The sequence below is a fragment of the Ruegeria sp. AA6 genome (assembly GCF_056542865.1).
On sequence record NZ_JBQGAN010000003.1, the window covers coordinates 1 to 25,075 of the forward strand.

Below are 25,075 nucleotides of genomic sequence, written 5' to 3' on the forward strand. Positions count from 1 at the left end.
GGCGAAGACGGCAACGGCGAAGTCGAAGCCAAGGTCAAAGCCGAAGTCGCAGACCTCTGCGCCAAGTTTCCAATCTATCCGAACCTGTAAGGCGGATACTTATAAGTGATTTGAACGGCGTCCCTCGGGCGCCGTTCTTTTTTATCTCGCTCTAGATAAACCCCTGCCACCGCAGGAAAATCAGCAGCAATACCGACAAGGCCAGCAAGTTAAAAGCCAGACTACCCAACATTCCCAGAAACCAGCCCATCCTCCGGTCGGCAAGGTTTATGCTGCTTAGGTGGGCCTGAACCTCTTCCGACGCCTTCACAAGATTCGGTGTGTCCAGCACCAGACGCAATTTGGGATGCGCAGCCATTTGTTCAGCATTCGCAAGTAGAAGCGCCTGTTTGTAAATCCGACGGGGAAGTTGCCGTTTGGCCTTTCTGACCGACGCTGTCAGTGTTTTATCCCGCACACCCAGCTTTTTCCGCATCAATTGGAGCGTACGCGCGATCTGGCTTTGGACATCTGTATTTTCCGACATGACGGGGCCTCCAAGCCCGTTAATCTAACTACCCTAGGCAACGGCGACAATGGGGCTGGCTGTTTCTGTGTGTGACGAGTATCACGGACCTCATGCTGAACACGATCATACATGGTGAACCGACCTCAAACCCTCCCCTGCTGATCGCGCATGGCCTTTACGGTTCGGCGCGGAATTGGGGCGTGATTGCCCGGCGTCTGGCGGATGAGCGGCAGGTCGTAGCAGTCGACATGCGCAACCACGCTTACAGTATGTGGACCGATCGGCACGGCTATCCCGACCTCGCCAAGGATCTGGCCGAAGTCATCGACCATTTCGGGGGCAAGGCCGATGTGGTCGGGCATTCGATGGGCGGTAAGGCCGCAATGATGCTGGCCTTGCAACATGGGGATCTGCTGCGCAAACTGGTCGTGGCCGACATTGCACCAGTGACCTACACGCACAGCCAAATCCAGTTCATAGAGGCCATGCGCGCCGTGGACTTGTCTAAGGTTGAGCGGCGTTCGGATGCGTCTGAACAACTGGCAAACTTGGGTGTTGAGAAGACGCTCCAGAGCTTTTTTACTCAGTCGCTGGATGTCCAAGGTCAACGCTGGTTGCTGAACCTGGACGTGCTGGCGGCTGAGATGCCAAAGATCATGGGATTTCCGGAGCTGAAGGCAAGCTGGGACGGACCCACCCTGTTCCTGTCTGGCGCCGAATCCGACTATGTGTTGCCCGAACACCGCGACCTGATCCGCACGCATTTCCCAGCGGCCAAATTTGCCAAGATACCCGGAGCGGGGCATTGGCTGCACGCCGAAAAACCACGAGAGTTTGAGGCCGCCGTCCGGGCATTCCTGAACGCCTAGAGCGCGGAAACATCGCCGCTGGCATTGATCCAATCGGACAAACCGCCAAAGTCATCGACGTGCTGATTGCCATATCCTTCAGTAGCTTACGGGTTCCTTAACACTTTCGCGTTACAAGCGAACAGCCAGTCAATGCTATAGGACTAAGTTGGCAATGCTGTCACAGTACAACTCGGTAACGCGACTGGACCGAAACTGGAGGCAGCTATAAACGAAATTGAACACGACCCACGACGGACGACATTCCGCGATCAAATGAATGTGGCCTCACGTTGAAGCGCAGTTTCTGATTTGGCCTATTACGTCCACCGGTTTTATTTCTATCAGTTCGCATTCGAAGCTTTCGACAAGCGCCCACTGTCCGAGGCACTGACGCGCCGTTGCCAAGGCATGCCTTGGAAGGTATCGCTGCAGGCTTTTGTTGGAGTTCTCGACCGTTCCATGTTGCCCAGGCGCTTGTGAGACCACCAGGACGCAACTTCCATACATGCGCAAACATTTCTATTTCCTGAGAAAATGGTACCCGCGGCCGGACTCGAACCGGCACGGCGTTTCCGCCTGGAGATTTTAAGTCTCCTGTGTCTACCATTCCACCACGCGGGCAAGGTCTGTGGGACCGAATTCTGACCTGAAAAACCTGTAAGGTCTCAAAGCAGTGAATACAATGCGTTTTTTGTGCTATGTTAACGCTTCAACAGTCGGCTTTTTGACCTTTGTCACCGCTTTCAGATTTAGAATTGCGATTTCACACCACTATTGCGTAGGGCAACCTAAGGCCGATTGCTGAGATCACATAGTCTATTGGTGTTCGTGTTGCCGTTTCTGTTGAAAAATCAAGCAATGCATGTGCCGTTTCCCAAGTGATACGAGATGAAATTTTTTAAATTTTCACACTTTGTACGTACCTGGTTGCAAAAACCTAAAGCCGTCTCACTCTTGATCACCCTATTGTCTCACTAAAGGACTGGCAAAAGGTGGATGTTGCCCTAAGAAAAACGCTTAAGACATTACAACCTGGCAATATTTACGGAGAAGTGGTGCCCCCACACAGCAACGAACTATTGTTTTAAGCTGACCAAACTCGCCAAAAAATTAGTTCTTAGTATTGTTTTTCAGCAGCTTAACTGTACTAAACTGTCTTGCCTCGCTCATCCCCATCCAATAGTAAAGGGTGGATAAAAAGGGGGATAGAAATGGCAGGCAGGCACAGACTTTCTGCGGCATTTGTCAAGTCAGCTCCAGTCGGCAAGCATTGCGACGGGGGCGGATTATGGCTTCACAAAAGAGAAGATGGTGGCGCCCAATGGATACTCCGTGTTGCTATCCATGGCAGACGAAGAGAGATGGGCCTTGGTGGATTGCAAGACGTTTCACTTAAGTTGGCTCGCGAGCTTGCAGACCAATGGCGTGCTCTGGCCAAGACCGGCGTTGATCCGATCAAGGAAAGGGAGCGTCAAGCACGAGAAGCGAGCCGCGCCGACACAACATTGCGTAAAATCGCCGAAGAAACATTTGAAGCTAAAAAAGCGGAGCTAAAAGGTGACGGCAAGGCGGGCCGTTGGTTTTCTCCGCTTGAGCTACACGTACTTCCCAAACTCGGGAAAGTTCCCATTGAGGAAATCGATCAACGTGACATCAGGGGCGTTCTAGCCCCCCTTTGGCACACAAAGGCCGAAACCGCTCGCAAAGCACTTAACAGAATAGGGTTGGTATTACAGCATGGGGCAGCACTTGGGCTCGATGTCGACATAGTTGCCACAAAAAAAGCCCAGGCTCTGCTCGGAAAATCTCGTCATAAACCCAAGCACGTTGAGGCGATGCCTTGGGTTGATGTCCCAGCGTTCTATTCAACACTAACAGAGTTATCTGTCTCAAACCTTGCCTTGCGACTACTGATTTTGACTGGCGTCCGATCCTATCCCCTTCGCTACATTCACGCAGATCAGATAATCGGAGACGTTTGGACAATTCCCGCTGAATCTATGAAGGGTTTGAAAGGGAAGACAAATGACTTTCGCGTTCCACTTTCCGGGGAAGCTTTAAAGGTAATCGAACTGGCACGGCCATTCGAACGGGAAGGTTTCCTTTTCCCTTCCCAGCGCAAGGGAGTGATCTCGGACGGAACGATGTCGGGCCTAATGAAGCGGCGCGGAATGACTGAAAAACCACACGGCTTTCGCTCTAGTTTGCGTACTTGGATCGCAGAGGCTACGGACGCTCCTCAAGAAATTGCTGAGGCAGTCCTTGCGCACGTTGTTGGGTCAACTGTAGAGCGAGCTTACAGGCGTACAGACTACCTGGAACAACGGCGGGTCATAATGGACCGCTGGGCATCTCATGTTGTGGAAAATGAAGGAAAGGAACTAAGAGTTGTCAAAGAAGGGCAATAAAAAAATTGTAGTAAAGACGTGGGTTGAAGCCGCGCTAGCAGAAATATCTGGGTTTGACTGGTCATTTCCCGACCCAAGCCCGGAGTTTGTTCCTGGACTAGGGCACGGAGCTACAGACGAGGCCACGCGCTGGGCGTTTATCGGATATCGCGCTGACCTTGCCACCCGAGCTTACGCATCTCTCTTGATCCGTGATGATGGGCAGGTAGGACCGGACTCAATGGGTGAAATTCTGAAGAGAGTGGAAGGATCAGAACGGGCATATCAGCTGGTTCTCAATGGCCTTCTTTATGAAATGCAGTTGGTCCTAAATGCAGACGAAGCCATTGCAAAGCAGAAAAAAAAGAGCCGGGGAAGGCCCAAAAACGGACGACATGCTTTGGCAGACAAAGACAGCCAACGTGCCTTTCATTGCTGGCATCTTTTGCGGGTGGCCGTAGCAAGTGGGTTCGAAATGGATTTCGACCCTAGCATTGGTGTTACTGCAACAAACCGCTTCGTGATTGATAAGGCGATTACTGCCGAAAACTTCAATCCAAAAATCTTCAGCAACAAACCCGTTTTCACAAGAGACGTGCAAATGACCTCACTTGAAGAGAGTGTTTCCAGGGGAAAAGCGAAACTTCAAATCGACGAAAACTGGCGTTCGGAACTTTGTGAAAAAATACGCCTGAATTTATAACAAACGACACAAGCGGCAAAGTTGGACATCATCGAACCATCCGAGGCGATCTTGAACATGGGCCCGCGAGCTTCGGCATGTAATCGCGACCTTAACAAAAAAGGATGGTATCATGCGTTATCTCAACTTTGCGGATCTCCGCAGCAAACTAGGTGGCCGTTCTCGTTCGGCCATTTATCTGGACATCGAGTTCGGTCGGCTGCCTAAGCCAACCAAACTAGGTGGGCGACTGTACTGGCTCGAAAGCCAGATTGACGAGGCGATGGTAAACTGCACCCACTAGTGCAACTCTAAGCTCGATCTGTTCAATCTACTCACGGTAGCCGCCTGCAACTGCGGGGGCGGTCTCTATTTGACCTCCCACTGAGCGCTTTCTCCTTATCCGAAATCTAAAGCTAAGCTCGCCCGATTTGGGCGGCTGGCTTCTTGCTGCGAAATGAAAATGGACACTACCCAACAACTTGAGACAGTACAGTCCACCCCCAGTTCAACCAAACAAGGCCACCAACGTGCTAGCGTTGGATCCGACGTATCCGACGAAACCGCCGATTTGCGAACACCCCTTCTAAGTATAGAAGATCGCGCGCTTCATTGGACGTACGACCGCTGTTTGGAATCCGTTCCCAATAAAGGGAAAACTTGTAGCTCGAAGAATTTGAATTCTAGCTCAATCGTTCGGCCTAAGGTTTCCAACTCTCTTGAAGTTGGCACTCAAGACAAGCTGATGGATGCAGCTTGGATCGGCTTTAAAAAAGGCCACGAAATAAACACGCTAGCAACCATTCGTGCTTCAACTCTCAAATACGGAAACTGCCCGCTTGTTTTTCCGGGTGGTTACGAAGGAGTCAAACTATTCATCGGCCAACTAAGACGCTGGTCAAAACGACCAGTACGTCAAATTCCCCCTGCTTACTTCTGGACCCGAGAAAGTACCGATGCGGAAGGCGAGCACCTTCACATTGGCCTTCACCTTCCCAAACAATATCTAGGTGGATTTCTTGCTTTTCTTGAACGGACAACTGGAGAGACAACAAAAAAAGGTGGTCGCTCCTGCCACAAGAAAACAAGAGGAGAGATCGCCGTTGGTGAGCTTGAATCTTGGCATGTTGCCGTCGATGACGGCAAGGGGAACGCCCCTTTCCCCGGTTATTGGATAGCCGCGTACTGCGGAAAATCCGAGCCTTCCCAGAGAGTTTTTCGGGGCCAGCTTGTGGACAACGTTCGAAAGCCCGAGAGAGGGCGGGAATTCGGCGGTCGCCTTGCACGCGGAACCTACGATGCCCCCCAAGGCACAATCGAAGGCAATCACGCACGCAAGGGCAGATTCACAATCTCCCGCAGCCTTAGCAGAAACTAGAAAACCATCGCGTGCAGCACGCGTCATTCCCACAGAACCAGGAACCAATATGTCTGACTATCAATACGATTTACTCGATCTCGACAATATCGACGACGAGATTGCCAAGGCATCCGACGCCGCCGAGGAAGCCTCCGGATGGACTGAACTCTATTACAGTGAGCGCCATTTACGCTTTCTGTATGCCCAGAAATGCAGCCTTCTAGAGCTGTTGGCCGACGGGTCCGAGCACTACGATCATACTTTCAAAATGAAGGGTATGTGATGCCTTATGTTATGTCGCTCGTCTCTCAAAAAGGGGGCGTCGGTAAGACGTCCCTTGCGGTATCACTGTCCGTTGAACTGGCCCGTGATGGCTTAAAAACACTGCTTGCTGATCTCGACCGACAGCAAGGCAGCGCAACCTTATGGGCAGAACGCCGAGAGCTGGCCGAACTGAATCCAGGTATCGACCACACGTCGCCCAAAAACATCGCTGAGGCCATTAAGCTGGGCAACAAGTACGACGCCCTTGTGATCGACGGGAAGCCCTACGCATCTGCCCAGACAGCCGAGGTAACAGGGCAATCTCACCTGACGATCATCCCAACATCTGCCAGCATTCTGGACCTTGAACCAGCAGTCACGCTTGCGCACGAGCTAGTAGCAAACGGCCTGCCCCCAGAACGCATTGCATTTGCGCTCAATCACGTCAGCACGGATTCAGAAGCCCGCGCAGGCCGCGAATATCTGGACACCAGCGAATACCACACGCTGCCCGGCCATCTACTCTACAAGCCGAGCTGGACCAAAGTAGCTGAGGACGGGATTGCATTTACCGAGACGAGATTCCGAACGGTAAACGACACGGCCAAGGAAATGATTGCCGCGATCACAGACCGCATCGCCGAGGCAACCAAATAAACAATTAAACAGGAAACCGACATGGCTAAGCTAGGAAAAGGCGCACCGCCAAAAGCCCCAGAAACACCGAAAATATCATCGGCATCAACGCCTATGGCGACCAATGACCGCGACGAGAAGAAGCCTCAAGGCCGCCCACGCGAAAGCACAGAGGCCCGCCGCCATTATCATTTCCAGATCGAAGAAAGCATTGCTGAGCGATTTGACGATCTTATCGACACCTATCTGGAAAAGACCGGAGGCCGGAAGCACGGAGCTGCAAAGCGGCTGCTAATCCACCTGATCCAAACCCACCCACTTAACAAGGAAGTAAAGAAGTGAAGAACGACCCCCGCATAGAGCTAACCTCGAAACTGATAGAGGATGATCCTGATTACAAACCGATCATGACTGCACTGCATGACGCTATCCAGAATGGCGACAGCGTAACCGCAAAGGCAAAGCATCTCGAATTGGAGCAGCTTATCGAGAAAAACGGTAAGCTCGCTGTCAACATCCTGAACGCCAGACTTTAAATAAACAAATAAACAGGAAACTACCAATGACCACGAAAACGACGGCGACCGTTTTTGCCAAAATGTTCGAAGAAATGGAGAAAATCGACTTCTACGAACAACAAGCAGACGAACTAATGTGGTGGCTTGATGAAAATTCACACCGATCCGCCGGACTCGATCTAAGCAGTTTCGAGGGCGAATACCGTTACAAGCTCAATTTATGGGCAGAGGCAAACATGCAGCTTGCCATCTACTACAAACGCCTAGCAAAGATCGAGTAATTTCACTGTCTAATTAAACAATTAAACAGGAAACACCCCCCAGAAAATGGCAAACTGGGGGGCATTCCCGAGTCCGAGTCAAGTGTCCTGCTCACCGGGCAATCTGCAAATGCCTGGTTTCTCCCAGAAATCAACCCACCCCCATTCCCGAGCGGAATGTTCACGGGGGAGGCCCGACAGGGCCGGGGGCAGTCAGCCCCCTTTTTTACGGTTCCTTGCATTCGCCCGCGCATTTGCTTGGCGGGTAAAACAAGGAGGCCCGCAAAATGACCTATCAAAAAAGCTTGGCTGAAATCGAAGATTCAATCGCTCATCTAGGCCGCTGTTCCAACAGATGGTGGAAAGCAGCTCAAGCGCTCACTGGTCAGCGAACCGTTGAATTGCTTGAGGAAATGGGCGACCGATGGAATCCAGACGACACCGGGCTAGGCTCAGACGGCATCGACATTGAGCAGATTATCAACGACGCCATGAAACCCTAATCATATCCCCAGACGGCTATAATACGAGATATCACGGTTAGCCCGTGCCATCATCGCCCAAGCCGTCATCAAGCCCAAAGCAGCAGCCCTATTGGCAGCATTGGGGGCCGGTACTTTCCGGCCCCCCATCGCCCCTAGCGCCTCTCTCAGATGGTTATTCAGGGTCACTGTCATAGCTAACCCCATGCCCATCAAACCGCGCAACAGCCCCGTCATTTTGCTTTCCCCAGCTTCTCAGAAGCCTGACCAAAAATCGCCAGCAATGCTTTTTGCTGTTTACTGACTATCACCAGCTCAGCCGCGATCCGCTCTTGCAATGAATTTTGCTCATGAAAATACGTCTCAAACGCGCGCTTAATTTCAAAATATTCCTCGGTCTTAATCGTGGATTTCTTTATCATATCCGGCCTCCTATCGCCTGCATTGCAGGTGCGCGACAGGAAGCACGGAACAAGCCCGCATTAATCTTTCCGAAACCTATATGATCCAGCGACGATATTTTTCCTCGTCTATTTCTGGCGCATCAGTGGTGTGCAGTTCGCCATAAACACGCAACAGCCGCATCATATCAGTTGCAGCAGCCTTGTGTGCCGCCGCTACCTTCTCTTTCTCACTCAAAAGACGTTGAACACGCAGGTACGCCCTATGCGCGTCCTCCATAGCCTCTATCGCTTTCAGGTCATCGAGGCGGCGCAACCCCTCTTGGCCCAACTGCCCCAATAGGGCCAAACGCCTTATTTCCTCAAATTTTGCCATTGGCCCAGCTACCCCACTTACCCCGCTATCACTCTAAGAAATTTGCTTTTTCTGGTTTCACTGCAATTTACAAATTCAGTGCTCGAATAGGTTGAGCAAGTGGGACTGAACGGCCCCAAAGGGCCATTCAGAACTTGCAAAGGGGGGCATACCCCCCCCTTGACCCCCCAGCGGGCCGCATTTGAAAAACGAGGATTTTATAATGGACCCTATTGCCCCAGAAGGCCAACCAGCCGACGCGCGAAAAACTCACACGCTAAAGGTTCACCTGACGCCGGACCAGGCGGCGGCGGTGAAATCCGCGGCGCATAAACACGAGCTTTCCAAATCTGAATACTGCCGTTTTCAGATACTCGGCCAGACCTCTTACAAGCTTCCTGACGCGACCAAGCTTGAGGCCATCGCCCGCCAGCTCGCAGGGATCGGCACCAATCTGGACCTATGCCAGAAAGCCATCAACGAGGCCAAGGCTGACGGCACCCTGAACGGCAATCAGTTCGAGGCGATGTACAAAGCCATTGCCGAGGGCAGGCGGCTTTGGCTTGAGCCGCTGGACGAGCTGAAGGCAGAGATTGCCAAGTTGAAGCCCGCTAAATGATCATCAAAACCGGCACCATAAAAGCGGGGGATGGCCCCCGCATTTGCTCATATGTCACGAGGCAAGGTGACAATGAGAATGTGCATGTTTTGAAAGACAGCAGTGATCAGCTCTTGGTCGCGGATGATTTTGCGCAGCTCAAAAACCGTAAGAAAGGTTTGCTGCACGTCATCATTTCCCCCGACCAGGAACTGACCCCCGCCGAGTGGGAGCAGACGCTTGACGCGATCCGCGCAGAGTTCGGCTTCAATCCTGACGATCCCAATTCTTTCGTCATCCATGAAAGCCGTCGAGCCGATGGCGCGATTCAGAAGCATGGGCATTTTGTCGGGCCAGCTGCCGACAGCGCCACAGGCAAGACCTACAAAATGTACAAGTCCAAATGCCGTGACGAAGTGGTCAGCCGCTTCCTTGAGTTGGAATTCGGTCACAAACTGGTAAGCGGCGCGCACAATAATTTTGTGGCCCAACGTTTTGAGGAGTTGGACCGCGCCGATTACGCCGAGCAGGTGGCACAACTGGAGAACGCCAATTGGGCCGCTTTCAGCCACACTGAACATCAGCAAGCCAAGCGCCAGAATTTTGACCTAGCGGGACTACGCCAGCAGCTCAGAGAGCTGGCCGAGTTGCCTCCTGATCAGCAGGCACGCGCACTGGCTGAGCTGATTCATGATCAGGCCCTAGAGTTGGCCCCCGCTGTTCAGGAAGGCAGGGGCCGCAGCCGGATCAACATTGAGCTTGGCGAAGACATCAAGCCCCACAACGCAAACCGCACTTTGCGACTCAAAGCCGTGGAAGTGCCTAAATTTATTGAGGAAGCACAGGAGATTTTACATGACCTCAGATCCAACGATCCAAAACCAGATCTCGAACGAGATCCCCATCCGAGATCTACTTTTGGAGATCATCAAAGGGCAGGAACGGATTTACCAGCGCAACAACGAGCTGATCTTGCGAATGAATGCACTCCTGCGAATTCTGTCAGCGATAGCCAAGAGTTAAAGGGAGAGGAAGCTGAACTGTGTCTTGCTGCTGCCGATCTGAAACCATTGACTCAAAAGCTTGCGAGTAGCCTTAACAGCGACCTGACCGGCTCTAACACTGACGCCCCCCCTGAAATTGATGATCCAAATCTAATGATGAAGCTTTCAGCAATGTTGCGCAAATCTCTCAAAACAGAAATCGAACCTCAAAAACCTGGTCTGCAACCTGACGTCTGTTCACCTCCGAACACTAGAAAATGAGGAACTAAAGTTCGACACCTCAGGCCTACAGTGAGCGTCCGGTGAACCCGACCTAACGGCTTTGCGGAGAGTGATCTAAGTGTCCACCATCGATAAGCACCCACCCAACAGGGCGGGTTCAACGGACCGGCACTCTAAGACGGTCCGTGAGCAGAATGGAATGCTCTTGTACTGGATTCAAGAAAACTGGCATAGGATCCGCCGTTTTTCGTCAAACTAGCAATACTTTGACTGACGGAAAGACTTCCCGCCTCAACACATCACTCCAACCAATTGAATTGAAGTTCTTTTCCGGGATCCTTTATCGTCAGCACTGTGCGTCCGTCTGGTGAGTAGTTCAAAGTTTCCAAAGAGCCTTTTTCGTCAGCAAACCCATTTATCCTACAGCTCTTATAATGGTCCCTTATCCAAGTATCGCCTTCTTGGAATGGAGAAGTGGCAAAATAGTAGAAATTAGTAAGGAGCTCGTTGCTAACGAAGCCTGTAGATCGGTACAGATAAAGGCCCTGTTCGCTTCTATCTTCGGTATGCGCGCAACGACCCCCGCGTCTGTAATCACATTTTCCGTAAATTCCAAGAGTTTCCACCGATAGGTGGGATTTTTTGATTAAAGACAGACAAAGCTTGTCAACGGCATTTCGCGATCCTGCGCCCCATACTCCATCGATTTCCCCAGAATAGAAACCAACCGAGGCGAGAAACTGTTGGATTTCTTTTCTAACTTGACCGTCGCCTTTTCCTTGAAGCGAGGGCCATTCATACCCATAAAGTGGTAAATGTGCGGAGAGTCTATAGAATTCTTTTGAGATTGCTGCATCAAAAAGGTCGATACCTTGCTTCAGTAACACGCGCTTCCATGTTCTAACCGAGGTATTGTTTTGAGCTGCGGCTCCATAGTCGGAGTAGTGAAGAAGAGTAAGAACCTCTTTCTCATCGCAAAGTAAAAACACAGCCCATAAAATATTAGTATCTGGATCAAGCCGCATCTTATCTATTTTGTTTAGTGTTAAGTGAGGTCCCGAAGCTCGAAGCTTTGATCCAGCGGAAACAGATGCTTCGTGACAAAGTTCTTTCTCTAGAAGAAAACTTAATACAGATAAAAACCCTTTGTCGTCAGAGAGGTTTTTTACGTGCATTCCTGGTAGTGCAAAAATTTTCCTTAATTCAGCATTTATCTTTTTGGCTTGGTTTTCAACGTTTTCCCAACCAGACGTTTCTAACAACTTGATCAGATTTAAATAGTTGCTCTCTAGAACTCCGACAAATAAGCCCCACTGCTCAGGGTAGAGAGCTGCTGCATCCTCCATCTTCTGAACAAGGGGAAAGTTATCCCAGTCTTCGGTTATTCTGCCAACCAACATTTGCGCTCTGGTCGATACCCTTTCAGCACTTTCAAGTAACCCACGTTTGTTGGCATACTTTCGAACATTTTCCGACAAATACTCAGGCTTATTTGGCCAGGGGTCAATTTCTCCATTACTAATTGCGAGTTCGATCAAACTTTTTCCAGCCCAGACCTTTTTGAATAAATACTCTGCTGACGCCCAATCGTAGCTCAATATGGCCAGCATTCGTTCGGCCGTGACTCTAGTTTCACCAATCAAGTATTCATGCACTTGCAAAAGGTTTCCGGTGGGCAATGGTTCCAGCAACGTCGTTAGCTTTTCGTTTCCTAATTTCATTGCAAGTTGATGTGGGCTATCTGAACCGCTAAGTGCTTTTAGGGCTGCTCCATACTCGACCAAAAGCACTACTGCCTCTATGTCGTCTTCGAGAATAGCTACTTCAATGGCGCGAAGGGTATTCGGTGTTGGTCTGTAGTCTGGATCAAACCGACCAGAATTTAGAATTTTTTCTAGAACAGTGTGGTTATTGTTTAATATCGCGGCTGAAGCTACGGTTAATCCATCACCGTTTGATGTTTCTAGTTGTGCTCCGCTGTCTATTAGTTTTTGAAACGCATATTCATTATTCTCAGCAGCCGCCAATACGACTACAGGCCACCCATCGACTGTAACAAAGTCTGGGTCGGCCTTGGCCTCCAAAGCTCGAACGACTTCATTTTTGTTTTGAGTCAAGATTCCGGAAATCAGCAACTGATTTGGCGACGGTATTTCGATAGAGCCTTGCTGACTTTTTGAGCTCCCTGTTTTTTCACCTAATTCTACGCCGACACTTACTGCTATATCATTGGGAGAAACGCCTTCATCGCTTTCAATGAAAGGATTGCCGCCTAACAATACTATTTGTTGGGCTGTTTCAATTTGGTTTGACATAAGAGCCACTGAAAGTGCTGTCCAACCACCTTCCAATGTTGCGTTTATGTCAACTCCTGAGTTCACCAACGCATCAATCGCAGTAATATTGCCCATGCTGGCAGCGAAAGCTAGCAAGTTTACGGGCGTTTCCTTCGGGTATTCATTCCATGACAGCGCATCCAGTAACTTAGTTAATTCTTCGTGGTCTTGGTGCTCTATCGTATCAGCAATACTCTGCTCAAAAGAAATTTCTTGCGAAGCACAAGTTTCAGCTATTCCGAAAGAAAATATCGCAACAAAAAATACCTTCATTGAAATTATTTTAGAGGTTTGAAGCAACATCAGCATCTCGGTCCATAGTAGGCAAGGTCACGTTGAAATCTTGCTTCGTGTTTTGGCGTCCAAGTACCTTTGCGTTGGGCAATATCTCGCAACATTATTCTTTCGCCCAAATAGTCACACCCTCCCTCAACATCTATATTTTTTGAGGTGACAAACGAGTCTCTCTTCTGCGTTTTCGCTCGCCTCTCCTGTTTCAATCTTCCCTCATATTGCTCAGCGTTTCTTTTTGCTGCTGCCTGCTCCATCACGTTTCTGTTTTTGTCCATTGACTCATCAAAATTCTCGTTAATTACTTCCTCTAGCTCGTTAAAGGATCTTTTCAATTCTGTAATGGATTCAACACCATCTTTATCTGGTTCTTCATCATTTGGGAGCTGAGTTCTCGCAAAATTAGTTTGAAATTTTTTGTTGTTTCTTCCTTTTAACCCCAACTCGGCTTCAAATCTTTTGAAAGCTCTTTCAAGCTCTGAAACGGCACTATTTGAAATTAGGTTACTGTGATTCAATGACTGGCGCGTCAGTTTTTTACTTAATGAATGGGCCTTGCTATTGGAAGAAACCATATTGATGATCCCCGTCAATGCGGAGTTTCTTTTTTGGTAGGTTGCCTGCCGATCTGTAAGAGATTTTACGTTTTGCCAACCTAGTCTAGCCGAACTGAGGCGGGTTTTCCACGAATTGAAAGAGTCATAAGCTCCAACCCCCGCTGTACCAGCGATAGCTCTTGTCGCGCTACGACCTGCTTCTCTATTTGCAACTGCCCTAGACTTTTCTGCGATTGCCGCACGAGAATTGCACAGGCGGACTTCTTGATCTTTGTGAGCCAGCGCGCAAACGAGTTCTGCTTTCTTCGATTTACATGAGGCGTGCAACGACCATGTACTCTTTCCGCATGCACTAAAGCTATTGTTGCCGATTGGTTCTCTGGCTTGCTGAGCTGAAACTGTACATTGCCTTAGTGCTTCGTGGAGCCGGTCTACGGAAGCTGTCAATGAAGAGTTCAACTCACGACAATCGGACATTGTTGGGAAAACTGGGGCGGTCGCAAGTTGCGCGTAGGCTGTAGATCCAACAAATGACACAGCACAGATTACCAACCTCACGTACGCCGGCATGCTGAGTAGATTGTTCGTATTATACCTTTGTTTCATTTAGGAAACATTCCGGAAGGGTGACAATAATTTTGAGTACAAGTGCACTGATATTTGCATATCTGTTGTAAAAAGTCATTTTAACTCTCGCACGCTCTCCACAAGGCGGGGCGGAAGACCGTTTGATACTGCTGCGTCAAGGCAGACATTGACGCAAGCGCAACGATTAAGTGTTTTTAATCCGCACACGTGCCATCTGGAAAACCGAGTTGAACGTTCGATTTGCGTGGTTCGCGACGTGCCGCAAATTCAAAAAAGAGAAGCCTAGTCGACGGCAGGTATGGGCTCTAATTACTAAACCTTAGCGTTTATAGTAACTCATAAGGTAGGTCCTTATAGTATCAGTTAGGGTACCAACTTGTATTGCAGAGGTGATAACCCCAACAACCTAGGCAGCTTGCCTTGGCCGCTCTTTAGCGGTCAACTTTGAATGTCGGCCATATGCCTATGTTACTAAAGAACACATCACCAAAGACGCTCACGGCCTACAGCAGAGCGTGCGGATCGACACGACTAGATGACAGCAAACCACTTCGAACCTAATCAGAACGAGCGAGACGTCAGAATTCGCAGCAGATATGGCGTATAATGATTCATTCTTTCAGCAAGAACTGGCCTTTAGTAATCCCATTCATCATATGCTAGAGGAAGCGAACTCAAAACGTCCCGACGCTGTCTCCAGTCAGGCATAACGCCCTCCAAAAGTGACTTAAACTCGTCGTTATGGCGTCTGACCCGAAGATGCACCAGTTCATGAGCCAGTATATACTCAAAACTAGCTGCGGGCTTTTTTGCCAACTCAAGATTGACAAGAATCCGCCTCGAAACGGCAGTGCAGCTCCCCCACTTGGTCCTCATACGACGGATCTGCACTTTTGGACGCTCTACCGACAGAGCGGAACAGTATTGGTTAAGCTTTCTCTCGATAAGTGCCTGAAGGTGAGATCGATAAAACAAATCGAATGCCTTTTGGCGAGTGTCCGTCGTCAGGGATTTTGGGACAGATGGCTGCCTGATCTAAGAGAGGATCTGGCTCATCTGGTTTGTCTGATTATGCGGCGGATTTGCGGTGAAGCAAGCGCCGGGTTTCGATGGTCTTTCGTTTGATCCTTTCTCGCTGCTTTAGAATGGTCTGCCCGCGTCCGAAGTAGACATCAGCGGGCGTGAGGTTTTGGAGGCTCTCGTGATAGCGCCGGTGGTTGTAGTGATCGACAAAGGCGTCGATCTGCTGCTGAAGGTCGCCGGGCAGATAGTAGTTCTCCAATAAGATGCGGTTCTTGAGAGTCTGGTGCCAGCGCTCGATCTTGCCTTGGGTCTGTGGGTGATATGGCGCGCCTCGAACATGATCCATTTTCTGATCTTCCAGCCATTCGGCAAGCTCACCAGAGATGTAGCTGGACCCGTTGTCGCTGAGCAGGCGCGGTTTGTGCAGCACGGTTGCCTGATCACAGCCCGACGCCTGTAGTGCCAGGTCCAGAGTGTCGGTCACATCCTCGGTCTTCATCGTCGTACAAAGCTTCCAAGCGATGATGTAACGGCTGTAATCATCCAAAATCGTACTGAGATAGAACCAGCCCCAGCCGATCACCTTGAGATAGGTAAAGTCGGTCTGCCAGAGCTGGTTCGGTCGTGTCGTTTTGTCCCTGAACTCATCCGCAGCGGACAAAATCACATAAGCCGGGCTGGTGATGAGATCGTAGGACTTGAGGATGCGATAGACAGAAGCCTCTGACACAAAATACTTTTCCGTGTCAGTGAAGCGAACAGCCAACTCACGCGGAGAAAGCTCACTTTCCTTCAGAGCCAGGTCCTTGATCTTCTCACGCATTAGCTGCGGAATACGGTTCCAGACCCGTGATGGCTTGGGACTGCGATCCTCAAGCGCCTCAGAACCACCCGATAGATACTGGTCATACCAGCGATAGAAGGTGGTCTTCGGGATGCCCAGCTTTTCCAAAGTGCGCTTGGTCGGGAGATGCGAACCTTCGACGAGGCGGATGATCTCCAGCTTTTCAGATGCAGGATACCTCATTCGCCGTCGTCCCCATCCGCGATCATGCTTTTTTTGAGCAACCGCAGTTCAAGAGCCTGTTCGGCAACTACTTCCTTCAGATCTCGCGCCTCGCGGCGCAGATCTTTGACCTCGGTCGATGTCGCTGCTCGGGCCGTGTCGCCTGCCAGACGTTTTTTGCCGGCTTCCAGGAATTCCTTGGACCAACTGTAGTAGAGGCTCTGTGCAATGCCCTCACGACGGCACAGCTCTGAAATACTGTCTTCGCCCTTCAGGCCGTCCAGCACAATCCTGATCTTCTCTTCTGCTGAATATTGCTTACGCGTGGCGCGGCGGATGTCTTTTACAACTTTCTCACCGTGGCTCTGCTTGGTTCCGGGTTTCCTTCTCATCTCCACTCCTTGGCGGTTACGATGAGCCAGAAACCCTCTCTTATCAAATCGACATAAACTGTCCCATTGGCGCTGACGTCAGACAGGAATTTTGGCGAAGATCAGCTCGTCCAGCTCTTCTTTAAGCTTCTTCTCGGTCGACTTTGCAGCGGTTTCGTCTTCCTGAAGCGCCAGCAGCTTCTTCAGCGCATCGACCTCCTCGGGGTCCCCGCCCTCCTTGATCTGCCGCTTCACTTCCGCCTTTGCGTATTTCCCGTTATCGCCCTGCGCGCTTCCGATCAGGCTGTCCTCTCCGCGGTTGTCTTCGACAAAGGCCTCCAGCGCGGCGATGGCGTCGTCCTTGGCTTGGGTTGCCGCATCCAGTGCCGCCTTCTCAGCCGCAAAGAACTTCGCCACGACCAGATACGGGCGGACAATGTCAGAGCGCCACTTGACCTTGTTCTTCCCGGTGCCGGTCTCGAAGTCCGCATCTTCCCGGTACTTATTATTCCCGTTCTTGTCCTTGTAAGGCACCAGCTTGCGTAAAGTGCTTGCAGCTGCCCAGCCATCGGCGACAAGCATATAGACATCGTCCTGCATCACCTCTTCCCAATAGGTCATGAGGATCTGGTAGATGTTATACTTGTCGAGCAGATCGGCCCCGTGGAACCTGTCGAGCAGATCTTCTGAAATCTCGTGGATCAACTCTTTAGGATGATTATCTGAGCTTATGTGCTCCAAACGCGGCTTCTGCCGATCCCGCCAAGCCTCGAACCGCGACATTGCAGCGGTTTTGAATGCCAAGAACTGTGGATGCTTCAATATAGTCTGCTTGACTTCGCGCGGGGCGATGAGTGGCGAAGAGTATCCGTTGCGATCACTCTGTCCGAAAAGCTGCGCTCGCAGGTCCGGCATAACATCCCAGTATGCCTGTAGATCGTCGATATCCGAGTTTGGAATACCACCTTTGAGGTGCGCGCTCAGATCGTGGATGTCCTCCTGCGCGCTGGCATCAATGTAGCGAGGGATGTTCAGATTGAACTCGTTTTTGGCAGCGATCTCTTCGAAGGGCACAAGCCGCGAGTACCGGTCGGTCTCGATCTGGTTGGTGAAGGTGTCGACGATCCGGTGGATGTCCTGCGCACGCAGCCGGTTTTTGTTACCGTCTTTGATGAAGCCCTTTGAAGCGTCGATCATGAAGATCGGTTTTTGATGCCCGCTGGCTCCCTTGTCGATAATAACAATGCAGGCAGGAATGCCGGTGCCATAGAACAAGTTCACGGGCAGCCCGATGATCCCCTTGATGTAGCCCTGCTGGATAAGCTTACGACGGATCTCTGCCTCTGCGTTGCCTCGGAAGAGAACACCATGAGGGAGAATGACCGCCCCGCGCCCTTCGGACTTCAGCGATTTGATGACGTGCAGAAGGAAGGCGTAATCGCCGTTTTTGTCTGGCGGTAGGCCATATTCGAACCGGTCAAACTCATCCGCGTCAACGGTGATGCCATTGTCCCAAGATTTGAGAGAGAACGGCGGGTTGGCGACAGCAAAATCGAAGGTTTCGAGTTTACCTTCAGCGTTTTTCCAATGGGGATCAGAGATGGTATCGTCCTGCCAAATCTCTGATGACGGCGCGTTGTGCAGCACCATGTTCATCTTAGCAAGGGCAGACGTTGCTTGTTCTTTTTCCTGCCCTCTTAGTGACAGGCCGTTCCGGGTCTCGGCGTTCACCTTGAGCAGCAGAGAGCCAGATCCGCATGTCGGGTCGTAGGCAGTGGTGCTACGCGGTGCATCGACCGGTATCTCCAGCACCTTGGCGAGGATAGTCGAAACTTCTGACGGGGTATAAAACTGCCCCTTGCTCTTTCCGGACTCAGTCGCGAAGTGACGCATGAGATACTCGTAGGCATCTCCCATAAGGTCATCGCCATCAGCACGGTTTTTCCCGAGATCAAGCCCGTCAAAGATGCGAACCAGCTTCGAGAGCCGGTCAACCATCGCCTTGCCTTTGCCAAGGCGATCTTCATTATTGAAGTCGTTGTCCGGGCTTTGAAGCCAGCCCATGTCATTTGCAGATGCCAATGCGCCAATTACAACGTTCAATCTTTCACCAATGTCGGTCTGCCCATTGGCTGCCACCATGTCGGAGAACGATCCACCCTCGGGGATCTCGATTTCCGCGTAAGGCTGCCCTGCATATTTGTCGGATACATATTTGACGAACAAAAGAGTCAAAATGTAATTCTTGTACTGCGAGGCATCCATGCTTCCCCTCAGTTCGTCGCAGCTAGCCCATAGTGTCGCGTAGAGCTCTGTTTTCTTGATTGCCACGCTTTTCCAGCCCCAATTGTTTTTTCTTCTTCTTAAAGATTGGGTTCAAGACTTCCAATGGTGATGACCGTCAATTTGGTGATTTGCTTTCAGATTGACCTAAAAGCGGGAGCTGGCAACGCGGTGTGTTGATGAAAACCTGCTTCGACAGCCCAGCAAATTTCAATACACGGCATAATTGGTGGCATCGAGACGGTCTACTTTCCCTCACAGGATCCCGCTTTGAAGCTAGTCAAAGGCGTTCTTGAGGCTGCTCCATTCTCAACCGCCTTATGGAATCACTGGTGGGTGGGTAAAAGGGTGGATTGAATACGTAAAAAATACCGCAAGCTTTTGTTTTTTAAAAATAAAACTGATTGAAGTGGTGCCCCCACACGGACTCGAACCGCGGACCTACTGATTACAAATCAGTTGCTCTACCAGCTGAGCTATAGGGGCGCTTGGTGTCGATTACTTTTTCTTGCTGAGGACTGCAAGCCCATATTTTCACCTCAACTTAAGGAATTTGAGTTTTCACAGAGTTGCAGTGCTTGATCGTCGTGAAGCAGTCTGGATTTGACTGTTCAAGTTCCAAGCTGTAACCCGACATGCGAGGTAAGAAGCAAGGGCAAAAACCGAAGATGCAGGTTGCTATCCACGCAGGTGTAGCTTTTACCGACCAAGGCCGTGTGCTGAATTCATTAAAGAAAAACTCGAACACTCTTGCGACAGAGGGTACCACATTCTTTGGTCCGCGGCGGTACAATACTATGTTTGGACCTGTGCTTGACAAATTGGACACACAGGTTGCCGACTTAGCTTCGCGACAAAAACTCAAGACGCTTCTGCCCACCGGGCCCAACGCGCGACGCACTGTCTTTACAAGTACGGACTTCGTTTCTGAGCCGGCTTTCGCTTTGCAGGAAGGGCAACTTTACCCACTTGCCGGTCGCCGAATGGCGCTGTTGGAACACATCTACCAAGATCATGAAATCGAGCTGTTTATGGGGCTGCGAAACCTTGGCAGCTTTTTCCCGAAGCTCTTGATGTCTCTACCGGAACAGTCGCGCGCTGAGATCATCCGAAACACCGATCTGAGTTGCCTGAGCTGGATCCGAATGATTGAAAACATCCGCGATCTGGCACCGGGCACTCAGATTACATTATGGAGCAATGAAGACACTCCGTTTATCTGGGGCGACATAATTCGCGCACTGACTGGGCTGGATGCGGATACGTCCTTGATCGGCGAATACGATCTGTTGCTGTCTTTGCTGGACGATCAAGGACGAAACAGGGTCATGGAACTGACAGAAGCAAACGCGCCACAGAATAAAGCCAACCTAAGAAGCCAAATGGCCGATATTTTCGACGATCACGCACGGCCGGAAAAAATTGAGGAAGAACTGCATCTGCCTGGTTGGAGCGATGAGATCGTTGACGCATTTTCTGAACTGTACGAACAGGATCTTGACCGGCTTGGCGAAATGCCCGGCGTTCGAGTAATCAAACCCTGATCGCTCGACTTAAACTCAGCCCCACAGCGTCGGCCCGATCTCTCTAGTTGTAACGTGTTCCGGTCGGCCTAAGCGACAAAAAAGCTTCGCCCGCGTGGCAGCATAACCAGACGGGCTGAAACTTAGATTAACTCATACCCAGAGCTTCTTTGTACATCTCGAGGACCGCTTCTTCCTCGGCAATGTCATCCTTGTCGCGCTTGCGCAGTGCGATCACTTTACGCATGACCTTGGTATCGTAGCCACGGGCTTTGGCCTCGGCCATCACCTCCTTTTGCTGTTCTGCCAGATCTTTCTTTTCTGCATCCAAGCGTTCGAACCGCTCAATGAACTGGCGCAGTTCGCCCGCAGTAACGCGGTAGTTGGCAGCGGCCTGATCTTCGGTCATGTCATCCATGTAGTCTCTCCCAGAGGTGGAATTCTGATGCTGTATCAGTGGGCACTACGCCGGATACATTGCTGCTGCTCAGGCCGCAAGCACCCAATCCCATCGGGCTTGTGCGGCCCGAGACGATCCGCTAAGCGCAGTTGAACGAGATAAGCAAATGTGGGGAACCATGTTCGAACTCATCACCTGGGGCGGAGCCGCCCTGTCACTGGCCGGGCTGCTGGGCCTTGTGTGGTGTATTCTGCGTGTGCTGAAGGCGCGCACGTCCGGATTGACGGACGATGAACTGCGCGCCGTTGTTCAGGGTGTGTTACCTTGGAATCTGGCGTCTCTATTCCTGTCAGTGCTTGGGCTGATGGTGGTAATCGTTGGCATTTCCTTCAGCTAAAACAAAATCTTAGACAGGAAGATTGTCAAAGCGCGCCTCCATTGCGTCTTCGCAAAGGGCCGCATCCAACCGCCGCAGGCGCGATGGGATATGCATCCCCTGCTGCCGCATCCGTTCGATGACTTTGGTCACGCTGGGCTGAAGGGCAAGACGTGTGTCCAGACACGCGCCTTTCAGCTTTTGCTCTAGCTGTTCGGCTTCCGAGTATAAATTGATTGATGACATTTCCTTCCTCCCAAATGCCTCCATTTACTCTGATATATGTGACCTTTTTAAGACCCGCATAGTTTGCCCGACAATCGCGCGGAAAACCGCCTGTTCGTCAGAGCATTTCGGCAACGAAAGGGCGATTTGATTAAATTTTATCCACATTTCACCTAACCTGCTTTGACCAGCATCAAATCACACACAGTTGATTATAACATATTCCGTAATTATTATATGAACGATGGTATCGGCGGAGGGCCTCATGACCCCAAGAGTAAAAGCGTTTTTTGACCCGGAAACCTTTACGGTTTCGTATTTGGCACAGGAACCAGAAGGGCTTGCCTGCGCTATCATCGACAGTGTTTTGGATTTCGACCACGCATCAGGTCGAACGGATACACGCTCAGCCGATCAGATCATCGACTATGTGCAGACAAATGGTTTGCGTGTCGAATGGATCTTGGAAAGCCACGTTCACGCCGACCACCTGTCCGCTGCGCCCTATTTGCAGCAAAAGCTGGGCGGTAAAATCGGAATCGGCGATCAGATCGTCACCATTCAGGAAACCTTTGGCAAAATCTTTAACGAAGGCACCGAATTCCAACGCGATGGCAGTCAATTCGATGCCTTATTCCGCGAAGGCGATAGTTTTCACGTCGGCCAAATGCGTGGGGATGTCCTACACACGCCCGGGCATACTCCGGCCTGCCTGACCTATGTGATAGGTGATGCTGCATTCGTCGGGGACACGCTCTTTATGCCGGACTTCGGAACTGCGCGGTGCGATTTCCCGGGCGGATCATCCGAGATGTTATACACGTCGATCCAGAAAATCCTGTCGCTCCCGGATCAGACGCGTGTCTTTGTCGGACACGATTACAAGGCACCAGGTCGCGATGAATTCGCGTGGGAAACAACAGTCGGCGAACAAAAGGCGTTGAACGTGCACATCGGGCAGGGGCGATCAGTGGAGGAATTCGTCGAAATGCGCGACGCGCGCGATGCCACGCTGCCAATGCCGCGCCTGATCTTGCCGTCTTTGCAAGTCAATATGCGAGCAGGCCAGATGCCGCCATCGGACGAAAACGGCGACGTATTTCTGAAACTTCCACTTAACAAACTCTGACCTGTTACAGGCGATCAGATTTAGGACACAACATGCAAATCGAATGGCTTTGGGGTCTTGGCGGAGGCCTTCTCATAGGTTTAGGCGCTGCCGTCTACCTCTTGGGTAACGGACGCGTCATGGGGGCAAGCGGCATCTTGGGAGGGGTCGTTGACAACAGCGACCGATCGTTGGAGCGGCTGAGTTTTCTTGCAGGGGTGATCGGGATGCCGGTTTTGTTGCGCCCCCTACTCTCCCCCGCACCAGAGACGTACCTGACCAGTAACCTTACGGTCGTGGTTTTTGCCGGTCTTTTTGTGGGGCTCGGAACTCGTGTCGCCAATGGTTGCACGTCGGGGCACGGAGTCTGCGGAATTTCGAGGTTTTCCCTGCGCGGTATCGTTGCCACCATTGTCTATATCGCCGCCGGTATGGGAACTGTTGCCTTGCTTCGCCACATCTGGGGGCTGATATGATGCGAGTGATCATATCTCTGTTAGCGGGGTCTTTGTTCGGCGTCGGCTTACTGATCTCAGGCATGACAGACACCAGAAAAGTGCAAGGTTGGCTGGACATTTTCGGACAGTGGGATCCAACGCTGGCATTTGTGATGGGTGGCGCGATCCTTCCAATGCTGGTTGCGTGGCAGTTGACGAACAACCGAAAGCCCGTGACCGGTGGAACATTTCCATCTAAGGCTGGCTCGGAATTGGACCGCAGGCTGGTCTTGGGCTCCACTTTGTTTGGCATAGGTTGGGGGCTCGCCGGATTGTGCCCCGGGCCTGCACTTGCCTCGCTGAGTTACGGTGGCGTCGGCGGAGTCGTCTTCCTGATCTCAATGATCATAGGAATGTACGCGGCCCCCACCCTGGGCGCACAACTGGACAGAACCGCCAACGCGGCATAAGCAATTGTCATGGAGATTCGCCCGATTACCCCCCGCTATGCTGTCTCGCCGCAAATCACGGTCGAAGACGTTCCAGCCATTGTCGAAGCCGGTTTCGTCAAGGTCATCTGCAACCGACCGAATGTTGAGGTTCCGGCGACCATGCAATCTGACGCAATCGGAGACGCAGTACGCGCAGCGGGTTTGGAATATGAGGTGCTGGAGCTGACGCATCAGACCATGACACCTGAAAATGTCGCCTTGCAACGTGATCTGGCTGAGAGCTGCAGCGGACCGGTTCTGGCCTATTGCGCTTCGGGTACTCGCTGTTCGGTGGTTTGGGCTCTGGGTCAATGCGAGCGTATGAGCACTGACGAGATTTTGGACGCCACGAACAAGGCCGGTTACGCGCTGGACAACTTGCGCCCGATTCTTGATCAGATCCGCAGCGACGCAGAGTGATCTACTCAAAGCTCTCTGGATTTTGACCCGGCCCCGACAACCCGGCAAGTTGCGATATCTCGGCAACCATCTGATCTGAATCCGCGAAATTCAGGCCGGTGTCCGGGTCATTGAACGAAGCGGTCTCCATGGTGGTTTGGACGGGCCGAATTACAGTCGACGTGGGCCGGTCGGGTTCATGGTCTGCCAATACGGTCGAACGTGCTTCTAGAAATTCTTCGGCCTCGGATTGTGTCAGCGCAGACATTGGCGCGCATTCGTTCAAGCGCACTGCGCGCATTCCGCCACATTGACCCAGACGCCCGATTGCCGCGCGCGTGCGGTCGATTGTAAGAACTTCAGCCCGATCCAATCGTGATCCAGTCAGGGGTAAAACATCACCTGCTCCAAGAGCAGACAGCACCCCGAGCGATAGCGACAAGCGACAGATCACCGTATCCAACTCGGCCCGTAAAACCCCCGATGCCTGCTCGAGGCTCGGCCCGGTATCATCAACCGAGATATCGTTGCTTTCCTCGGCTGGCCGGTCGGGCAAAAAGATAGCAATCTGACCCTGCCGAGGCCCGCCAGCCAACTCTACGGTCAATTCGAACACCCGGTAAAATTCTTCCGTCAACGCCAAGAATAGGGCGCGCTGATCGGCCAAACGGTATAAAAACTCGTAGCCTGACAGGCTGACCCGATCCGCCTGCACTTCCACCAACTCGACCGCACGGGATAGGGCATCTTCGACAAGTGGAGCGACCATTGCCCCGTCAGTATGTGTGAACGCGCGGGGCGTCGGAGCGTCGGTCAGCACCTCTCCGATCGTTTGCACTTGTACGATGGCCGAAGCGACCCCCAAATCCACACAAGCGGCAGCGGCCAGGCCTTCCCCGTTCACAAACTGCAATAAAAGCCAATCATCCCCGATCCGATCCGCCAGCGCTTGCGGCGCGCGATTGGATTGCTTGGCACCAATTACAGACAAGGGAAGCTGCAACCTGTCACCAGCTGCCCGCGCAAGGGCAAGCCGTAGCGCCCGAAGGACTGAACGCTGCTTGTCACCCTGTTCTTCCTGTCCCGCTGAAAGCTTGCGCGCCAACGCAGCGCTGACCGTTTGCGTCATGCCC

Annotated in this window: 31 protein-coding genes and 2 tRNA genes; 19 read left to right on the top strand and 14 right to left on the bottom strand. The window is 51.5% G+C overall.

Features of this window, described 5'->3' with window-relative positions:
- Positions 1 to 151: 151 nt before the first annotated feature.
- Positions 152 to 526: a hypothetical protein gene (locus ACR0LN_RS05845; RefSeq protein WP_480428373.1), complete on the bottom strand. Its 375-nt coding sequence runs from the start codon at positions 524 to 526 to the stop codon at positions 152 to 154.
- A 92-nt stretch (positions 527 to 618) separates the two neighbouring features.
- Between ACR0LN_RS05845 and ACR0LN_RS05850 the strand changes: the two genes are divergently transcribed.
- Positions 619 to 1,377: an alpha/beta fold hydrolase gene (locus tag ACR0LN_RS05850; protein ID WP_480428374.1), complete on the top strand. Its 759-nt coding sequence runs from the start codon at positions 619 to 621 to the stop codon at positions 1,375 to 1,377.
- A gap of 517 nt (positions 1,378 to 1,894) precedes the next feature.
- On the opposite strand, the gene ACR0LN_RS05855 is transcribed toward ACR0LN_RS05850, so the two are convergent.
- Positions 1,895 to 1,980: transfer RNA gene (locus ACR0LN_RS05855), tRNA-Leu, on the bottom strand.
- Positions 1,981 to 2,570: 590 nt separating this feature from the next.
- Here ACR0LN_RS05855 and ACR0LN_RS05860 point away from each other — a divergent pair.
- The 10 genes from ACR0LN_RS05860 to ACR0LN_RS05905 all read left to right on the top strand — a co-directional run bounded on the left by ACR0LN_RS05860 (position 2,571) and on the right by ACR0LN_RS05905 (position 7,969).
- Positions 2,571 to 3,767: a tyrosine-type recombinase/integrase gene (locus ACR0LN_RS05860; protein ID WP_480428375.1), complete on the top strand. Its 1,197-nt coding sequence runs from the start codon at positions 2,571 to 2,573 to the stop codon at positions 3,765 to 3,767.
- Positions 3,748 to 4,449 (top strand): hypothetical protein, encoded by a 702-nt coding sequence (locus ACR0LN_RS05865; RefSeq protein WP_480428377.1) that lies wholly within the window; start codon positions 3,748 to 3,750, stop codon positions 4,447 to 4,449. The genes ACR0LN_RS05860 and ACR0LN_RS05865 overlap by 20 nt, the downstream gene beginning before the upstream one ends.
- Positions 4,450 to 4,561: 112 nt before the next feature.
- Positions 4,562 to 4,732 (top strand): AlpA family phage regulatory protein, encoded by a 171-nt coding sequence (locus tag ACR0LN_RS05870; RefSeq protein ID WP_480428378.1) that lies wholly within the window; start codon positions 4,562 to 4,564, stop codon positions 4,730 to 4,732.
- A 159-nt stretch (positions 4,733 to 4,891) separates the two neighbouring features.
- Complete coding sequence (locus tag ACR0LN_RS05875) at positions 4,892 to 5,806, top strand: hypothetical protein (RefSeq protein ID WP_480428379.1); 915 nt, start codon at positions 4,892 to 4,894, stop codon at positions 5,804 to 5,806.
- Between the two features lie 49 nt (positions 5,807 to 5,855).
- A complete protein-coding gene (locus tag ACR0LN_RS05880) occupies positions 5,856 to 6,071 on the top strand; it encodes a hypothetical protein (RefSeq protein WP_480428380.1) in 216 nt (71 codons plus the stop codon).
- On the top strand, positions 6,071 to 6,709 hold the full coding sequence (locus ACR0LN_RS05885; protein ID WP_480428381.1) for an AAA family ATPase: 639 nt from the start codon (positions 6,071 to 6,073) through the stop codon (positions 6,707 to 6,709). The genes ACR0LN_RS05880 and ACR0LN_RS05885 overlap by 1 nt, the downstream gene beginning before the upstream one ends.
- 21 nt (positions 6,710 to 6,730) lie before the next feature.
- Positions 6,731 to 7,030, top strand: coding sequence for a hypothetical protein (locus tag ACR0LN_RS05890; RefSeq protein WP_480428382.1), 300 nt, complete (start codon positions 6,731 to 6,733; stop codon positions 7,028 to 7,030).
- Positions 7,027 to 7,224: a hypothetical protein gene (locus ACR0LN_RS05895; RefSeq protein ID WP_480428383.1), complete on the top strand. Its 198-nt coding sequence runs from the start codon at positions 7,027 to 7,029 to the stop codon at positions 7,222 to 7,224. Before ACR0LN_RS05890 ends, ACR0LN_RS05895 begins: the two co-directional genes overlap by 4 nt.
- 26 nt (positions 7,225 to 7,250) lie before the next feature.
- Positions 7,251 to 7,487 (top strand): hypothetical protein, encoded by a 237-nt coding sequence (locus ACR0LN_RS05900; protein ID WP_480428385.1) that lies wholly within the window; start codon positions 7,251 to 7,253, stop codon positions 7,485 to 7,487.
- 266 nt (positions 7,488 to 7,753) lie between these two features.
- Positions 7,754 to 7,969: a hypothetical protein gene (locus ACR0LN_RS05905; RefSeq protein WP_480428386.1), complete on the top strand. Its 216-nt coding sequence runs from the start codon at positions 7,754 to 7,756 to the stop codon at positions 7,967 to 7,969.
- On the opposite strand, the gene ACR0LN_RS05910 is transcribed toward ACR0LN_RS05905, so the two are convergent.
- The 3 genes from ACR0LN_RS05910 to ACR0LN_RS05920 form a co-directional block, all read right to left on the bottom strand.
- Positions 7,970 to 8,185, bottom strand: coding sequence for a hypothetical protein (locus ACR0LN_RS05910; protein ID WP_480428387.1), 216 nt, complete (start codon positions 8,183 to 8,185; stop codon positions 7,970 to 7,972). It abuts the gene before it with no gap.
- Positions 8,182 to 8,370, bottom strand: a complete 189-nt coding sequence (locus ACR0LN_RS05915) for a hypothetical protein (protein ID WP_480428388.1) — start codon at positions 8,368 to 8,370, stop codon at positions 8,182 to 8,184. The genes ACR0LN_RS05910 and ACR0LN_RS05915 overlap by 4 nt, the downstream gene beginning before the upstream one ends.
- 76 nt (positions 8,371 to 8,446) lie before the next feature.
- The gene (locus ACR0LN_RS05920; RefSeq protein WP_480428389.1) at positions 8,447 to 8,725 is read right to left on the bottom strand and encodes a hypothetical protein; all 279 of its coding nucleotides are present in this window, start codon (positions 8,723 to 8,725) and stop codon (positions 8,447 to 8,449) included.
- Positions 8,726 to 8,927: 202 nt separating this feature from the next.
- Here ACR0LN_RS05920 and ACR0LN_RS05925 point away from each other — a divergent pair, with 202 nt between their 5' ends.
- Together ACR0LN_RS05925 and ACR0LN_RS05930 are read left to right on the top strand one after the other, a co-directional pair.
- Entirely contained in the window at positions 8,928 to 9,323 is a 396-nt protein-coding gene (locus ACR0LN_RS05925) for a plasmid mobilization protein (protein ID WP_480428390.1), read from the top strand.
- Positions 9,320 to 10,567 (top strand): hypothetical protein, encoded by a 1,248-nt coding sequence (locus ACR0LN_RS05930; protein WP_480428391.1) that lies wholly within the window; start codon positions 9,320 to 9,322, stop codon positions 10,565 to 10,567. The genes ACR0LN_RS05925 and ACR0LN_RS05930 overlap by 4 nt, the downstream gene beginning before the upstream one ends.
- Before the next feature lie 260 nt (positions 10,568 to 10,827).
- Here the strand turns inward: ACR0LN_RS05930 and ACR0LN_RS05935 are convergent, their stop codons facing one another.
- The 6 genes from ACR0LN_RS05935 to ACR0LN_RS05960 all read right to left on the bottom strand — a co-directional run bounded on the left by ACR0LN_RS05935 (position 10,828) and on the right by ACR0LN_RS05960 (position 19,469).
- The gene (locus ACR0LN_RS05935; RefSeq protein ID WP_480428392.1) at positions 10,828 to 13,167 is read right to left on the bottom strand and encodes an ankyrin repeat domain-containing protein; all 2,340 of its coding nucleotides are present in this window, start codon (positions 13,165 to 13,167) and stop codon (positions 10,828 to 10,830) included.
- Positions 13,167 to 14,159, bottom strand: coding sequence for a hypothetical protein (locus ACR0LN_RS05940; protein ID WP_480428393.1), 993 nt, complete (start codon positions 14,157 to 14,159; stop codon positions 13,167 to 13,169). The genes ACR0LN_RS05935 and ACR0LN_RS05940 overlap by 1 nt, the downstream gene beginning before the upstream one ends.
- A 777-nt stretch (positions 14,160 to 14,936) precedes the next feature.
- Positions 14,937 to 15,335: a SprT-like domain-containing protein gene (locus ACR0LN_RS05945; RefSeq protein ID WP_480428701.1), complete on the bottom strand. Its 399-nt coding sequence runs from the start codon at positions 15,333 to 15,335 to the stop codon at positions 14,937 to 14,939.
- Positions 15,336 to 15,369: 34 nt separating this feature from the next.
- Positions 15,370 to 16,721 (bottom strand): IS3 family transposase gene (locus ACR0LN_RS05950; protein ID WP_480428395.1). Its coding sequence is split into 2 segments (ribosomal slippage): positions 15,370 to 16,385 and positions 16,385 to 16,721, totalling 1,353 coding nucleotides; the frame shifts between segments, so codons are not numbered across the junction.
- A 78-nt stretch (positions 16,722 to 16,799) separates the two neighbouring features.
- Complete coding sequence (locus ACR0LN_RS05955) at positions 16,800 to 19,031, bottom strand: type I restriction-modification system subunit M (RefSeq protein WP_480428396.1); 2,232 nt, start codon at positions 19,029 to 19,031, stop codon at positions 16,800 to 16,802.
- Positions 19,032 to 19,393: 362 nt separating this feature from the next.
- A tRNA-Thr gene (locus ACR0LN_RS05960) sits at positions 19,394 to 19,469 on the bottom strand.
- 497 nt (positions 19,470 to 19,966) lie between these two features.
- On the opposite strand from ACR0LN_RS05960, the gene ACR0LN_RS05965 reads away from it, so the two are divergent.
- On the top strand, positions 19,967 to 20,527 hold the full coding sequence (locus tag ACR0LN_RS05965; protein ID WP_480428398.1) for a hypothetical protein: 561 nt from the start codon (positions 19,967 to 19,969) through the stop codon (positions 20,525 to 20,527).
- A gap of 127 nt (positions 20,528 to 20,654) precedes the next feature.
- On the opposite strand, the gene ACR0LN_RS05970 is transcribed toward ACR0LN_RS05965, so the two are convergent.
- Positions 20,655 to 20,924 carry a DUF2312 domain-containing protein gene (locus ACR0LN_RS05970; RefSeq protein ID WP_170493552.1) on the bottom strand — a complete coding sequence of 90 codons (270 nt, stop codon included), beginning with the start codon at positions 20,922 to 20,924 and terminating at the stop codon, positions 20,655 to 20,657.
- Positions 20,925 to 21,084: 160 nt separating this feature from the next.
- On the opposite strand from ACR0LN_RS05970, the gene ACR0LN_RS05975 reads away from it, so the two are divergent.
- A complete protein-coding gene (locus ACR0LN_RS05975; protein ID WP_480428400.1) occupies positions 21,085 to 21,303 on the top strand; it encodes a hypothetical protein in 219 nt (72 codons plus the stop codon).
- A gap of 9 nt (positions 21,304 to 21,312) precedes the next feature.
- On the opposite strand, the gene ACR0LN_RS05980 is transcribed toward ACR0LN_RS05975, so the two are convergent.
- Entirely contained in the window at positions 21,313 to 21,528 is a 216-nt protein-coding gene (locus tag ACR0LN_RS05980; RefSeq protein WP_480428402.1) for a hypothetical protein, read from the bottom strand.
- 244 nt (positions 21,529 to 21,772) lie between these two features.
- On the opposite strand from ACR0LN_RS05980, the gene ACR0LN_RS05985 reads away from it, so the two are divergent.
- Genes ACR0LN_RS05985 through ACR0LN_RS06000 form a run of 4 tightly spaced genes read left to right on the top strand, consistent with a single transcriptional unit; the run spans position 21,773 to position 23,963 of the window.
- Positions 21,773 to 22,636, top strand: coding sequence for an MBL fold metallo-hydrolase (locus ACR0LN_RS05985; RefSeq protein ID WP_480428403.1), 864 nt, complete (start codon positions 21,773 to 21,775; stop codon positions 22,634 to 22,636).
- Positions 22,637 to 22,668: 32 nt separating this feature from the next.
- The gene (locus ACR0LN_RS05990; protein ID WP_480428404.1) at positions 22,669 to 23,091 is read left to right on the top strand and encodes a YeeE/YedE family protein; all 423 of its coding nucleotides are present in this window, start codon (positions 22,669 to 22,671) and stop codon (positions 23,089 to 23,091) included.
- On the top strand, positions 23,091 to 23,522 hold the full coding sequence (locus tag ACR0LN_RS05995; protein ID WP_480428702.1) for a DUF6691 family protein: 432 nt from the start codon (positions 23,091 to 23,093) through the stop codon (positions 23,520 to 23,522). The genes ACR0LN_RS05990 and ACR0LN_RS05995 overlap by 1 nt, the downstream gene beginning before the upstream one ends.
- 9 nt (positions 23,523 to 23,531) lie before the next feature.
- Positions 23,532 to 23,963, top strand: coding sequence for a protein tyrosine phosphatase family protein (locus tag ACR0LN_RS06000; RefSeq protein ID WP_480428405.1), 432 nt, complete (start codon positions 23,532 to 23,534; stop codon positions 23,961 to 23,963).
- A gap of 1 nt (position 23,964) precedes the next feature.
- On the opposite strand, the gene ACR0LN_RS06005 is transcribed toward ACR0LN_RS06000, so the two are convergent.
- The gene (locus ACR0LN_RS06005) at positions 23,965 to 25,071 is read right to left on the bottom strand and encodes a FliM/FliN family flagellar motor C-terminal domain-containing protein (RefSeq protein ID WP_480428406.1); all 1,107 of its coding nucleotides are present in this window, start codon (positions 25,069 to 25,071) and stop codon (positions 23,965 to 23,967) included.
- Between the last annotated feature and the right edge of the window lie 4 nt (positions 25,072 to 25,075).